The following is a 13,283-nucleotide window of genomic DNA, read 5'->3' on the forward strand; positions in this document are numbered from 1 at the left end:
ATTAGAAGTCTCTCGATCCCGCTATAGAAGCCGAAAGTTTAGAAAATCCTAATAGAATTTCCAGGTAGTTGTTTGTCGTACCAATATATTGCTATTGTGTGCTAAATAAATAATTGTTACCTTTGCTCGCGACAGATACAGGAATGTATGTGTCAATTAATAGACAATCCTAACCAACTAAAATTTAAAAACAATGAGTCACCGACTACTTATTGCTGCGCTGCTAGCCCTCCTCGGGATCGCTATTTATGCGCCGCTACCAGCTCAAGAAGCTGCTGAGCAAAACGTCATTACGATGAAACTTACAGAGCTCCCCACCAACGATGATGACGAGCCTATTCCACTCTCTCTAGAGGTACAGGGTGAGGGTGAGATAACCATCGACGGCGTCACAGAGGCTTACGCAGCAGAGCGTACTTCTTACACCCCCACAGAGCTAGAGATTAAGATCCGTGGTGCTGTCACTTCGATAAGTTGCGAATATGTCAGCGTACTCTCTGCCATAGACATCACGAGCTCAAAGACGATTGAGAAGCTTAGTGTCAAAAACAGCTCGATCACCGATCTACAGGCTAAGAATGTCACCTCGCTTAAAAAGCTAAACTGCGCCTACAGCTCCCTGCCTGCACTAGATCTAACGGGCTGTACAAGTCTAAAGACTCTCGCTGGCAATGCCTGTATGAAGCTCCAGCGTGTCGCCCTCTCTGGATGTTCAGCACTCGAGGAGCTAGAACTCCAAAACAGCGGTGTGACTGATCTAGACATAACGGGTCTAGTCAATCTGAAGAGCCTCAACGTAGCTCGCAACCCAGTTAAGGAGCTTAACCTAAAGGGGATGAGCCAGCTCACCACGCTAGACTGTATGCAGGCAGAGGTCACCACACTAGATCTCTCAGACTGTGTCGCTCTAGAGGATCTCACAGCTAGTTCTTGTCTTAAGCTTGCTACGGTAAAGCTACCTAAATCTGACAATCTAAAGTACATCTACCTACAGGAGGCTCAGATAGAGGAGATAGATCTATCGGGTCACACTTCACTAGTTCAGGTCTACCTAGAGCGTTGCCAAAAACTTACCAAGGTGACCGCAGCCAATTGCCCGAACCTGAAGCTACTCAGCTTGCACCTCTGTGCACTCCCTGCAGAGACGACACTGGCTCTTGTAGAGGATTTGGCAGATCATGGTGCCGACTACAATGCGACGTCACCTGCTTATAAGATTTTTGCTCTGGGGACCAAGGTTACATACAAGGAGGGCAACGTTTGGTCTCCCAAGGCGGCTAGTGTAGCTAGACGCAAGGGGTGGGCACTATTTAGCAAGAATGAGGATGAGTATGGAGAGCCCACACCTATCTTCGAGTATGCTAAGGTTACCATTGAAGAGACAGAGCACGGGACGATAGCTATCGAGGGTTACGACAAGGAAGACTGGCCCTTTATGCCACAAGGTGAGACCTACAAGGTGCTCGCTACCCCTGAGGCTGGCTACGAGCTACAGGAGCTCAAGGTCAATGACGATGATATCCTAGAGGATCTAGAGTTCCAGCTCTTTGAGGATAGCAAGATCACGGCTACCTTTGCAAAGACTGCCCCAGTAACCTACGAGTACTATCTGACGAAGGTGGAGCCTACGGTCGCTACGGCTACGGTCTATACTTATGGGTATGACGAAAACAAGAAGTGGGTATCCCGCACCGCTATGAAGGGCGACGGAACTGTCGAGTCTCGCAACGATATACGATATGATGAGGAGGGACGTATCTCAGATATTGACATCACGCTAGCCTATGACAATGGCAAGCCCAGTATGTTTACTCACTATACATACGATGATCAGGGTCGTATGGTAAGACGCCAGATGAAGCTCTTTACAACCGATATGGCTGACACCAAGATCGCCTATCGTCCCGATGGACAGATAGACTATTGGACAGAGCAGAGCGCCAAAGTGATGAATGACTACATCTACAACGACAAGGGACAGCTCATCGAGGAGCAGTTTGGAGAGGCTACAGGAGTAGATACAGATCACCCCACAGTGTTGACCCCCACAGGCAAGACCTTCTACAGCTACAACGACAAGGGACAGAAGTCAGAGGTCAAGTATGCAGCCGTTCAGACCAAGTGGCTCTACATGAAGGGTGAGCAGTACACGTGGAATGAGCAGGGACTGATGTCCAGCGTCAAGGCGATGAACTATACGTATGATCAGGGTGAGACCGATCCTGAGAAGGGTAAGCCTAACCCCGTCTTCGAGCTACGCTATCAGTACGACGACAAGGCTAAGACCAAGGTCTTCTGGCCTATGCTACCTATTACAGAGGAAAACGGAGGCTTCGGCGAGTTTAGCTATGACCTCAAGGGTTACTGCACAAAGGCTGAGCACTGGCTACTATCCTATGGTGATCCTAACCACACCTTTGACTTTATCTATGTCTTTGAGGCTTCACCACGTCACCTCCAGGAGCTAGTAGACAGAGGCACCACGACGGTACAGTACGCTTACGGTACGATCACTGCTGAGGGCGCTGCCCTTGAGGGACTTCAGGTATACGACACCACGGGTCAGCTACTGCGTGACTACCACACAGCTCCTTGTCAGCGCATCGATATGGGCGTCTCTGAGCTACCTGACGGACTATACATCGTTCGCACCATCTCATCTGACAGCACACAAACTGACAAGGTGGTCATAACACAATAAGCAAAACAAACGATGCTTCACTCTATCATAAGGCGAGGACTCATGACTATGCTCATGGGCCTCGCCCTATGCTCTTTACAGAGCTATGCAGCTTCTCGCATCCTATTTACCACGGCTCTGCCAGTAGGATCGACGATCACACTCACCATATCGGCCGATGGTGCAGTAACGGCTCAAGGCCTAGCAGGAGCGATCCTCGCTGATGGCAAGCCACACGCCTATACCATCGAGAGTGCTGATGTGAAGCTCTCAGGAGCCATCACGGCTATCACCCTCTCTCACCAAAAGCTCTCCGCTCTAGACGTCCGTCAGGCCAAAGAGCTTGCTGAGCTACGTTGTGATAATAACAACCTCACCGAGCTAAACATTGCTTACGCCAAGGCTCTCCATCGCCTGGACTGTACCTACAACCAGCTAGAGCGTCTCGACATCCCCAAAGAGTCTCTCCTCAAGGAGCTGCGCCTCAAGGGCAACTACGTCAAGAGCCTAGCCCTCGCTCAATGCGCCGATCTAGAGATCCTAGACTACTCGGACAACTACTACCCCTCGTCAGTAGATCTCAGCAAGTGTACGAAGCTACAGCAACTAGACGTCTCGAAAAACAAGATTCGCTCGCTAGACTTAACGCAAAACGTGGATCTGCGCACCCTCTCTTGTGGAGACAACGAGATCACCGCCCTAGATGTAGCGCACCTAGCCTCACTGGAGTGGCTCTCCGTATCAAATGACTTTGACCTCGAGACATTGACCCTCGGAGAGCACCCTAAGCTGCTCTTCCTAGACATCTACGGCACGAAGGTACAGAGCCTCGATCTGGCTAAGTATCCACTACTCGAGGAGCTCTCCTGCGCTTATGCCAAGCTCACGAGCCTAGATCTCTCGCACAGCAAGCAGCTTCGCAGGCTGAGCTGTAGCAAGAACCCCTTTAGAGGACTAGACGTGTCACACTGCCCACTACTCGAGGAGCTCAGCTGTGGAGACCTGGAGATAGCTTCGATCGATCTGAGTAACAATCCCAAGCTCACCTCCCTGCAGATGGGACACAACAACCTCTCGCAGCTCGACCTCTCTGCGCAGAAAGAGCTCAAGGTGCTTTATCTCTTTAATAATAACCTTACTAAGCTCGACCTCTCCGCACAGACTCATCTAGAGCAGTTACTCTGCAACAATAACCAGCTCACCGAGATCACCCTCGCAGCAGGAGTCCCGCTCAGCAAAGTGGAGATCTATGACAATCAGATCAAGGATCCTCAGATGGCTCAGATTGTTGCCAAGCTACCTGACCGCACAGGGCTCACGAGAGGACTCTTCAAGGTGATCAATACGCCTAGCCAGACGGAGGGTAATGTCTGCACCAAGGCTCTGGTCGATCAGGCGCTAGGTAAGTATTGGCGTGTGGTCGACTATGCTGACTTTGCCGACTTTGGCAAGGGTCTTGACTACCGTGGCTCTGATGCTCCCGAGCTGGGCGAGGGGATGATCAAGCTCACCTTTGACAAGGCAGGCAGTACCATACAGCTCACCGTCGGCGTGCTCGGCGAGATGCAAGTCACAGGCACCACCGAGCCTGTCATCAGCTCTAAGGATCCTATCTCCTACACCATCGAGGGCACAGAGCTACTCCTCCGTGGAGATATTTACAGACTGATCGTTAGCGGAGCCGCCATTAAGGGCATAGAGCTTACCAAGGCGCAGTATCTACGCGAACTCGAGCTACACGACTATCAGCCCGCAACGATTCAGTTGACGGATTTGCCACACCTTGTGACACTCCGGCTACACGACAATCAGCTCACAGACATCCAGCTGAGTGGCACCCCACTGCTTAACCTGCTCTCTTGCTACGGCAACAAGCTAACCGTTGAGGCTGGTAAGAAACTCATTGCGAGCCTCCCCAAGCGCCTCGAGGAGGAGAAAGCAACGATCCTCTGGCTCAATAGTCAGGGAGCGGGTGCTGACAATGCATTTCAGGAGGAGCTCCTTTACCTAGCTCACGCACAGGGCTGGGAGATGAGTGACTATCTAGGAGGGGCCAGTGGCGACACGGGATCACCTATCGGCTTCCCGATAGCGAACCACCCCGTCTTCGCACCTACGACCGAGTCGGCACTGCAGGTGCGCGTGGCGCTGGACATGCTACACGTCACTACCGCACCAGACACCTCGATCGCGCTCTATGATATGACGGGTCAGCTACTGCTGCAGACGCAGTCTGACGCTGATGGACTGTGCGACATTCCGCTAGTAGCCCTCACAGAGCGACTCTACATCGTCGCTACGCCAGTCGAGTCGGTCAAGTGTCTCATCCCTTAAGAGAGCTCAATGATTAAAACCAATCAAACAACCAATCATATGAATCGTTTTTTCAGATTTACGCTCAGCCTCTTGCTCCTGACGGCACTTGCCGTAGGAGCAAGGGCTCAAGACTATGGCATAGAGATTGGCGGCACGCCCGTGACCTCTAGCAATGCCGCTTCTATTTGGACAGGTACTGGTGACGGGGAGCAGGGTAAGATCTCCTTTGACCCCACGACACGAGTACTCACGCTCGACAATGTGCGCATGAACTGCACGGGCAATACCGAGAGTATCTATATCCACGAGGGGACGCCAGAGGTGACGATCCTGCTAAAAGGTACCAACGTCCTGAAGCATCACCTAGGACGTATCTCCCTCGAGGGGCAGAAGGTCATCATCACGGGCAAGGGTGGATCCCTCCAGTGTACTGCCAAGGGGGTCGCTTGTTACATTGATAACGGGTGCCAGCTCGTCGTGCAGGGAGGCTGCACCGTAGATGTAGCGGGCGACTACGGCATCACCGGTGGTGGATATGGCGAGCGCACCTCTCTAACCATCGATGGCGAGGAGGGGACGGTTTTCAAAGCAAAGGGAGGCAATATGCCCTCTATGTCTGACCTTGGCAATATCTACCTCAGAAACTGCGTCATCGTAGAGCCTTATGGTGCTAAAGTCGATGGAGGTGAAGTCGTGATAGATGGAGATCCCATCTCTGATCAGATCATCATCAAGAAAGTCTCTAGCGACTATGACATCAAGGTCAACGGCGTAGCCATCACCCCAGAGAATGCGGCCGACGTCTTAGGCGATCAAACGGTTACCTACAAGAAGAAGTACGCCACACTCATCCTCTCGAATAGTCATATCGAGGCTAAGGGCGTCCCTGCCATCGAGGCTAAGACGCCTGTCTACATCACGCTCGTAGGAGAAAACAAGATCTCCTCCGACAGCGACACAGCCCTCCTGCTAGGTGGTGAGGAGTCGATGGTCCACGGAAACGGATCCCTCGAGGTAAGCGCCCCCGCCGGCACGGCTATCGAAGTAAAGGGTAGTCTCAAGATCCAGGGCGTCAACTGTACTGCTACAGGGCTTCGTGCGCTACATGGAGACAAGGAGACCGCTAGACTCACCATCGAAGACGCACGCCTCGCCCTGGACGGATCAGAAGGAGCACTCTACGACTTTGCCGATCTCTCCTTGATACGTACAGCGATCGTCACACCGCAGGGCGCTGTCGCTCAGCAGGGCGCTATCATGCTAGACGGTAGCATCTGTAAGGGCAAAGTGCTTATCGACAGACCCGTCGACATACCGCTATTCGTTACAGGCAAGCAAGTGACCACAGCCAATTGCCACGATATCCTAGGAGACGGTACCATCTCTTATGACCCAGAGAAGAAGCTCCTCAAGCTCAACGGCTTTAAGTTTGTCACCGAGGAGATGATCCAAGGCATCAGCGTGATGCAAGCTCTAGGAAACATCACCATCGAGGTGCATGGAGACAACGAAATAGTCACCAACTATATGGGTCTCGTCTTTACCTCAGGAGGCAACATCGTCGGAGATGGCACCCTCAAGATTACCTCCAAGAGTCAGGCTCTAGTCGTCAATGGTACGAGTGTCACTATCGAGAAAGGTCCTAAGCTGATCATCTCCGGAGAAGACTCCGGCATCTTCGGGTACCTCGAGTACGGAGGCGAGATCATCTTCGATGCAGCTAATGTCATCGTCGAGAAGGGGGGCATCGTCAACCTCTTTGAGATCGTCTTCGAGGGGTGTGGAGTATCGACCCCTCAAGGCAGTGAGATCATCGTCTCTCACGACCAGCAGCGTGACAAGGACTACAAGAGTGTCGGACTCAACGGCGAGGTTTACAAAGGCCGGATTGTCGTCGATATCGCTGGAGGGGTAGAGGATACCCTTGCGCCTGCTAGCTGTCAGATGCGCATCGCTGAGGGCATACTCTACGTTCGGTCAGACGTGAGTCAGACACTCTCACTACTGGACCTAGATGGACGAGTACGCTACGCCACTGAGGCTGTGGCTGGCGAGGAGTACCGTATAGAGGGGCTCTCCTCTGGTAGCTACCTCTTGCGCGTAGGATCACAAACGTACAAGGTGGTTCTTCCATAGACACGCATAGTGAGACTATTGCATAAAGGCGAATCGCTACGTTGCTTTCGGGATTCGGCTTCGGTCGCATACGGAGGTATGCTCCCTTCAGACCTCACCCTCAGCGCCTTGCGCTTCATCCTTTCTGCAAAGTCAGGACAATCTTGCAAGCAAGATTGTGAGACTGTTGACTTTTGCAACAGTCTCATAGTTTCTAAGTTTAGGGGAAACGTAGACTGCTCGACCGCAGTCCACAAAACAAGTAGAGGCTCGTCCCGATTGGGATGAGCCTCTACGCATTTAGTGTGTTACGACCTTTACTTATCAAAGAAAGGCTCGAGGATGATCATGAGGTTCTCCATAAAGAAGCGTACCGAGATAGCTAGCAGGATGACCCCAAAGAACTTACGCAGGATGTAGATCCCGCCATGTCCGAGCCACTTCTCTAGTAGTGACACCGTCCGTAGCATTAGGTAGATACAGACGACGTTCAGCAGGATAGCGACGAAAAGCGTCGAGGTCGCCGTCCCTGAGGACTTCATCGTTAGGATCGCCGTAAAGGAGGCAGCACCCGCAAAGAGCGGGAAGACAAGCGGTACAATGTCAGCACTGCCCGAGGGATTGTCGTCCTGAAAGACCTGTATGCCGAAGATCATCTCGACAGCCAGCACGAAGAGGACGATCGAACCCGCCACGGCAAAGGACGAGACATCCACTCCAAAGAAGCCCAGCAGCGGCTCTCCGATGAAGAGGAAGGCGATGAACATGATGCATGAGATGATGGCTACCTTACTGGGGTGAAAGACCTTACCATTCTCCTTAAGACTCAGTGCGATCGGGATAGCTCCGATGATGTCTATAGAGACAAAGAGGATCATAAAGGTCGCAAAGAAGCTCGACAGTGTGAAGTGTGCGAAGTCAGCTAGGATACTATTCCAAAGATTTTCCATAATAGATTTATCGTCTAACGGTGACTAAGGGGAAAGCTTTCATCCGCAAAGGTACGAAATCGCCTCCCAACCCTCCAAACGACCTCCTCGCAATTCTGCAGATCTAATATGTAGAAACGCATGACCGTGTGGCCCCACAAATCGTTACCCGGATCGTTTTGATGCAACGAATGCCAGGCTACCCGTCACGGCTTTGACGACAAAGTTGTGGTGCGGTTACATCTCCACGTGGAGAATCGTAAATCTCCACGTAGGAAATCGTAAATCTCCACGTAGGGGGAAAAAAATCTCCACGTGGGCGACAAATGAAACTTCGGAGGAATCAAACGAAACTTCCGAAGAATTTTTTCTCGCCTACGTGGAGAATAAAAAATAGCCACGTGGAAATTTTCAAATTTCCACGTGGCGGTGCTATTTTACTTGCCTTGCTTGGCGACGCGCTCCTGGTCGGCGATGAAGGCTGCGAGACCGCTATCGGTGAGCGGGTGCTTGAGCAGACCGAGGATAGCCTTGAGCGGGCAGGTGGCTACGTCAGCACCGACGCGCATACAGTCGATGATGTGCTGGGTGTGACGGATGCTAGCGGCTAGTACCTGCGTGTTAAAGCCGTAGGTCTCGAAGGTCTCTACGATGTCGGCGATGAGCGAGACACCGTCTGAGCTGATGTCGTCGAGACGACCCACAAAGGGAGAGACGTAGGTAGCCCCAGCCTTAGCAGCTAGAACCGCCTGACCGAGGTTGAAGATGAGCGTACAGTTGGTCCGTATGCCCTCCTTGGTAAGCTGGCAGATGGTCTTGATACCATCTTGTGTGCAGGGTACCTTGACCACGATGTTCTTGTGTAGGGCAGCTAACTCGCGTGCCTCGGGGAGCATCTGCTCGTAGGTGGTGCTCAGGACCTCGGCACTGACGTCGCCATCTACGATATTGCAGATCTTGAGGTAGTGCTCACGGCAGGCAGCATCGCCAGCGATGCCTTCCTTAGCCATGAGAGAGGGGTTGGTTGTGACGCCATCGAGGACACCGAGCGCTTCGGCTGTGCGGATATCTTCGAGATTGGCTGTATCGATAAAAAACTTCATAAAGGGGTATATGTTGAGAGATAAATTCTATTCGTGCGAACCCTCAGAGTATTTCTCAGGATTCATAAACCAGTCGGCATACATACCGTAGTCGTGTGCCGTGCGCTTATTGAGCGACTGGCTCTGCTCAGGAGGTACGTCTTTGATATACTTAGCGGGAGTACCAGCGTACATCGTATAGGGTGGGATGATCGTATTGGCTAGGACGACCGCCCCAGCAGCTACGATAGCGCCTTCACCAACCACCGCGTTGTCCATGACGACAGCACCCATGCCGATGAGCGCGTAGGCACCCACCTTGGCACCGTGCAGGATCACATTGTGACCTAGTGAAGCGTAGTCGCCCACCTCGCATACAGAGCGCCCGTGGAGCGTGTGGAGCGTGCAACCGTCCTGTATATTGACGTGATTGCCTATGTGGATGCTATTGACATCGCCACGTACGACAGCGTTGAACCATACGCTGCACCCTGCTCCCATAACCACATCACCGATGATGCGTGCACCCTCGGCTACGAAGGTGCCCTCCCCGAGCTGAGGCGTAAAGCCCCGCACGGGGATGAGGCTTCCTGCTGGATATTGGTATGCCATACGGATTAGAGGGGTAGGGTCTTGTTGCGTAGCCACTCAGCCTCCTCAGGGGTGAGTAGAGGAGAGAGCTCCTGGTAGACATGCTCCTGATAATCGTTGTACCAAGCGATCTCCTGGTCAGTCAGGAGCGACTTGTCTACGAGCGCATTGTCTAGGTAGCAGAGCGTCATGGTCTCAAAGCCATAGAAAGTACCGAACTCGGTCTGCTCCTTCTCGACCGTCAGGATCAAGTTCTCGATGCGGATACCATACTGGTCAGCACGATAGAGACCTGGCTCATTGCTGGTGAAAGTGTGCAGATGCATCGGGGTCGGATTATTGTCCGTGCGAATGTTTTGCGGGCCCTCGTGTACATTCATAAAGACACCGACACCATGTCCCGTACCGTGACCATAAGAGAGACCTCTATCCCAGAGAGCCTTGCGAGCTAGTATGTCTAGCTGGTTACCACGGGTCCCCTTGGGGAAGCGTGCCGTAGCAATCGCTATGTGTCCCTTGAGGACTAGCGTGAAGTCTGTGCGCTGCTGGTCGGTGACTGGCCCGAGAGCGATCGTGCGGGTGATGTCTGTCGTACCATCTATATATTGTCCACCGCTGTCTAGTAGGAGCATGCCCTTGGGCTCTAGCTTGTAGGCACTCTCGGGCGTGGCGGAGTAGTGCACGATAGCTCCATGGGCTTGGTAACCGCAGATGACGCCAAAGCTATCGCTGACGTAAAACTCTTGCTTCGCGCGGAACTGTTGGAGCGTCTCGCCTGCCGAGTATTCGTCGACGTGCTCGCCCTTCTTGAGAGCCTGCTCGAGCCAGATGAAGAAGCGGGTCAGAGCGACACCATCACGGTGCATAGCTCGGTGGATGCCAGCTATCTCTGTCTCGTTCTTGATCGATTTGAGGTGCGATATGACTGAGTCGCCTGTGATGACGGGACGTTCGCCCAGCTCCTCACGAACACGCTGTGAGGTGCGCTTCGGATCGACCATCACCTTGAGATCCTGTGGCAGCTTGCTGAGGAAGTCATAGAAGGTGTCGTAGTCGCGAATCTCTACGCCCTCGCCATTGAGTATCTGACGTAGCTCGGGGACAGTCTTCTCAGGCAATGCAAAGAGATAAGCCCGCTCATTGTCGATAAAGCCGAAGGCGATGCCGACGGGATTGTAGGAGACGTCGTTGCCTCTGATGTTAAAGCTCCAGCAGAGCTCGTCGACCATCGTGATAGCGACCGCCTCGGCGCCATAGCTCTGATAAGCCTCGCGGATACGCTGCAGACGGTCACGGGTGCGCTCGCCTGAAAATTTGACATCCTGTAGGTAAAACGTATTGGTTGGCACGCTTGGTCTGTCGCTCCAGACCTCCTCGATGAGGTCGTACTGGGAGACTAGCTTGATGCCGTGGTTCGCTAGCGACTGGGCAAGAGGAGCATACTCTGCCATGGAGTAGCAGGCACCATCGACCCCGACGACCGCTCCCTCGCTCAGATGCGTAGAGAGATACTGCTGGATGGTAGGCGTGTCAGGATCATCGCCACGCTGTAGTGTCATCTCGCTACCTTGCAGCTCGTTGGTCGCCTGCAGATAGTAGCGTGAGTCGGTCCACATGAAGGACTTGTCTAGCGTCACGAGGGCTGTGCCGGCAGAGCCTGTGAAGCCACTGATCCAGGTGCGCGACTTCCACCGCTCGGGTGTGTACTCGCTCAGATGGGCATCGCCACTAGGTATGATGTAAGCATCTATATGATGCGTGCGCATCGCTTGGCGGAGAGCCTCGATGCGCTGATTGATAGGACTGTTTGTTGGCATATATATGATTTTTTGTTCTTTGAATCTATAGGTCTGGGTCTAGTCTGCGAGGGGTTGATGCTCAGGGCGGAGCAGGTCTAGGACGGTCTTGACAGGGGTAAAGGTGTCACTGGGTACCTCGACGAAGATGGTATTCCAGTCGTGCATAGCTCCATTCCAAAGGCCTGGGTGCTCCAGAGCTTTGAGCGGACGCCCCTCGACGCTCTTCTCACTGATGAAAGCTGTCTGCGGATTGACATACTTGTGCAGGTCAAAGGGGTTGCCCTCGTAGTCTCGTATGTAGCAGCAGAGGTCGACTGGGTTGAAGTGGGTCCCCTCGCGCATCATCTCGAGTGCCTCGGGGTTGTTCTTGTCCACCTGTACGCTCTCTAGGATCTGCAGGGAGGTGGTGCCGTCGGCTTCGCGTACTAGATAGGGTCCACCGCCAGGCTCGCCCTCGTTGCGCACCATGCCGCAGACTCGTATAGGGCGATTGAGCTTGCTCATCAGCTTGGGTATTAGCTCTTCCTCGCTGAGTAGCTCGGCGTGCGGGATCTGTATGCAGAGTGTCTCATCGAGGAAAGTCAAGATCTCCTCCGTCAGTGCCTTGTTGACCTTCGAGCGTTTGAGCTGCTGTAGATAGCCGAAGATGCGGTCACGTACTGCGAGGAGGATACCGCCGAGGAGCTTTTTGTAGAGGACTGTATTGCTCTTTAGGTGGTCGGGCGTGACGTTGTCAATGTTCTTGATGAAAACGACGGAAGCGTCTAGCCGACTGAGATTGCCAATGAGCGTGCCGTGCCCACCGGGGCGGAGGAGGAGCGTGCCATCAGCACGGCGGAAAGGCGTGCCGCGCTCTATGTCTAGAGCGATCGTATCGGTGCTACGCTCCTGAACACTATAGGTCACCTGGTAGCGACATCCGAAGAGATCCTCGAAGCTCTGGATGCGTCTATCGACTAGAGAGCGAAAAGCCTCCAGATGCTCTGGCGATACGGTGAAGTGTAGCCGTACACGTCCGTGTATGTCTTGCGCATAGAGTGCGCCCTCGACCATGTGCTCCTCAATAGGGGTGCGCTTGGTGCCATTGGGGTAGTCGTGGAAGAGAAGCATACCCTTGGGTAGCGAGCCGTAGCTCATGCCGTGTGTGTCGAGGAGGTTATCAATGATGGTGCCGTACTGCTCGCTCTCGACTAGCTTGCTCATGGTGCGCCAATTGTTGCGCAGGCAAGTCTCGCTCAGCTTCTCATAAAAGGCAAAAGACTCTAGATGATCCACAAACGTTTGCTGCTCGGGTGTCAGGTCATCGTGCGAGATCTGCTGCTCCTTGGGGAGCCCATAGAGAGACTTAAACATACGGCTCGCCGCTCCTGAGGCAGGGACAAACTTGATGACATCGGCTCCTGGCTTCTGCAGATAGTCGTGCCACAGGTCGAGGTACTGAACCATCTCGTCAGTTGCTAGGCGCACGATGCCTCGCTCGATCTTTGCCGAGTCAACGATGACAAGGTAGGGAGTCCCGTCAACGAGCAGTTTGAGCTGTCGCTCCGCTTCGCTGGACGAGATGCCCCGCTCAGCGAGGTAACTGAGGTCTTCGGGGGTAAATGCTGTGGTGTCAGACATACGATATAAGGTGTGAGAGTAATAAGCTCCTCAAAGATACGAAAAAGAGATCATAAGCTAGTGATTAGGTAGACGCAACTTCACGCCTGACACACTATATAATAATGTAATAACGGCGCCGGTCAAATCTTCCGTCGCAGCAGATAGCTCT

8 protein-coding genes are annotated in these 13,283 nt (G+C 53.1%); 3 read left to right on the forward strand and 5 right to left on the reverse strand.

The window, feature by feature from the left end; translation table 11 throughout:
• The first annotated feature begins 193 nt into the window (after positions 1-193).
• Genes PORAS_RS02455 through PORAS_RS02465 form a run of 3 tightly spaced genes read left to right on the forward strand, consistent with a single transcriptional unit; the run spans position 194 to position 7,132 of the window.
• A complete protein-coding gene (locus PORAS_RS02455; protein ID WP_013760057.1) occupies positions 194-2,701 on the forward strand; it encodes a T9SS type A sorting domain-containing protein in 2,508 nt (835 codons plus the stop codon).
• 42 nt (positions 2,702-2,743) lie between these two features.
• Positions 2,744-5,014, forward strand: a complete 2,271-nt coding sequence (locus PORAS_RS02460; protein ID WP_245528045.1) for a leucine-rich repeat domain-containing protein — start codon at positions 2,744-2,746, stop codon at positions 5,012-5,014.
• Between the two features lie 39 nt (positions 5,015-5,053).
• Positions 5,054-7,132 carry a T9SS type A sorting domain-containing protein gene (locus PORAS_RS02465; RefSeq protein WP_013760059.1) on the forward strand — a complete coding sequence of 693 codons (2,079 nt, stop codon included), beginning with the start codon at positions 5,054-5,056 and terminating at the stop codon, positions 7,130-7,132.
• 296 nt (positions 7,133-7,428) lie between these two features.
• Here PORAS_RS02465 and PORAS_RS02470 read toward each other — a convergent pair whose 3' ends face one another.
• From PORAS_RS02470 to PORAS_RS02490, 5 genes are all read right to left on the reverse strand, one after another.
• Positions 7,429-8,061, reverse strand: a complete 633-nt coding sequence (locus tag PORAS_RS02470; protein ID WP_013760060.1) for a MarC family protein — start codon at positions 8,059-8,061, stop codon at positions 7,429-7,431.
• Positions 8,062-8,477: 416 nt separating this feature from the next.
• Positions 8,478-9,143 carry a fructose-6-phosphate aldolase gene (fsa, locus tag PORAS_RS02475; RefSeq protein WP_013760061.1) on the reverse strand — a complete coding sequence of 222 codons (666 nt, stop codon included), beginning with the start codon at positions 9,141-9,143 and terminating at the stop codon, positions 8,478-8,480.
• A gap of 27 nt (positions 9,144-9,170) precedes the next feature.
• Complete coding sequence (locus PORAS_RS02480; protein ID WP_004330670.1) at positions 9,171-9,734, reverse strand: gamma carbonic anhydrase family protein; 564 nt, start codon at positions 9,732-9,734, stop codon at positions 9,171-9,173.
• 5 nt (positions 9,735-9,739) lie between these two features.
• Complete coding sequence (locus tag PORAS_RS02485; protein WP_013760062.1) at positions 9,740-11,530, reverse strand: aminopeptidase P family protein; 1,791 nt, start codon at positions 11,528-11,530, stop codon at positions 9,740-9,742.
• Positions 11,531-11,569: 39 nt separating this feature from the next.
• The gene (locus PORAS_RS02490; RefSeq protein WP_013760063.1) at positions 11,570-13,132 is read right to left on the reverse strand and encodes a DUF4301 family protein; all 1,563 of its coding nucleotides are present in this window, start codon (positions 13,130-13,132) and stop codon (positions 11,570-11,572) included.
• Between the last annotated feature and the right edge of the window lie 151 nt (positions 13,133-13,283).

The sequence above is a fragment of the Porphyromonas asaccharolytica DSM 20707 genome, assembly GCF_000212375.1.
Classification (GTDB): Bacteria; Bacteroidota; Bacteroidia; order Bacteroidales; family Porphyromonadaceae; genus Porphyromonas; species Porphyromonas asaccharolytica.

Excerpts from the sequence above, each read along its gene's own strand:
- PORAS_RS02480 (WP_004330670.1), bottom strand. The coding sequence starts at position 9,734 with ATGGCATACCAATATCCAGCAGGAAGCCTCATCCCCGTGCGGGGCTTT.
- PORAS_RS02490 (WP_013760063.1), bottom strand. The coding sequence starts at position 13,132 with ATGTCTGACACCACAGCATTTACCCCCGAAGACCTCAGTTACCTCGCT.
- PORAS_RS02485 (WP_013760062.1), bottom strand. The coding sequence starts at position 11,530 with ATGCCAACAAACAGTCCTATCAATCAGCGCATCGAGGCTCTCCGCCAA.
- PORAS_RS02465 (WP_013760059.1), top strand. The coding sequence starts at position 5,054 with ATGAATCGTTTTTTCAGATTTACGCTCAGCCTCTTGCTCCTGACGGCA.
- PORAS_RS02470 (WP_013760060.1), bottom strand. The coding sequence starts at position 8,061 with ATGGAAAATCTTTGGAATAGTATCCTAGCTGACTTCGCACACTTCACA.
- fsa (WP_013760061.1), bottom strand. The coding sequence starts at position 9,143 with ATGAAGTTTTTTATCGATACAGCCAATCTCGAAGATATCCGCACAGCC.
- PORAS_RS02460 (WP_245528045.1), top strand. The coding sequence starts at position 2,744 with ATGACTATGCTCATGGGCCTCGCCCTATGCTCTTTACAGAGCTATGCA.
- PORAS_RS02455 (WP_013760057.1), top strand. The coding sequence starts at position 194 with ATGAGTCACCGACTACTTATTGCTGCGCTGCTAGCCCTCCTCGGGATC.